General features: G+C 60.5%; 1 protein-coding gene. It reads right to left on the bottom strand.

Going from position 1 to position 933, the window contains the following annotated elements; translation table 11 throughout:
• Positions 1–752, bottom strand: a 752-nt coding sequence (locus tag AC07VG_RS33425; protein ID WP_495022567.1) for a cache domain-containing protein, incomplete at its 3' end; no start/stop codon positions are given.
• Positions 753–933 lie beyond the last annotated feature (181 nt).

The following is a 933-nucleotide window of genomic DNA, read 5'->3' as shown; positions in this document are numbered from 1 at the left end:
TCGCCCTCGCCGGCCGCAATATCGTCCAGGCTGAGCTTCATCAGTTGCAGCGGTCGCAAAATACCATTGGCCATCAGCGCGCCGAGCACCGCGATCACCAGCAGCACCACAAAGGCGATCCCGAAGATACTCAGGATTACGCCTTCCATACGCTGATGGACCTTGGCCTCCACCTCCGCGACCTGGGCCTCGATACCGTCGAGGTTGACGAAGGTACCGATGGCCATATCCCACTTGGGCAGGAATTCGGTATAGGCGATCTTGGGCACCAGCACCTGTTCGTTGGTAGCCAGCGATGCACTGTATCTCAGGTAATGGCTACCGTCCTTGGCGACCCGGACCAGCTCGCGGGTGAAGTAGACGCCATTCGCATCGTGGGCGTCGCTGAAATTCTTGCCGACGCCATCGGGGTTGTCGCTCTTGAACACCCGCACGATCTGCGAATCGGTGCCAAAAAAGTAACCGTCCTTGCCATACTTGATGCTCGACAGCAGTTTCACCGCCTGCGCCCGGGCCACCATGTCGCCCTGGGCCGACGCATCGTAGAGCGGCTTGATCGCGGTGATCGCCAGGCTGACGTAATTCTGCAAGGTCACCTTGGCCTCCGACAGCAGACGCTGACGGGTTTCCTCCACTTCATCCTTGGCTTGATTCTGCAGGATCCACACCATGGTCAGGCTGATCACCAGGGCGCAGAGCAATACCGGCAGTACCGCGAGGGACACGACTTTGGTCTTCAGACTCAGACGCATGATGGTTCTCTCTATTAAGGTGAAATTGCGGTCCGGCTTGTTAATGCAGGGTGTCACGACCGGCGAACAACAAACTGTAGCGAGCGGGCAAACGCTGATGTCACCCAGTTAAAGCCGGACACGGTGCCTGTGGGAGCGGGGGGGGGGGGGGGGGGGGGGGGGGGGGGGGGGGGGGGGGGGG

The sequence above is a fragment of the Pseudomonas sp. GW821-FHT03C07 genome, from assembly GCF_059420925.1.
This window is presented reverse-complemented; position numbering and strand designations above follow the sequence as displayed.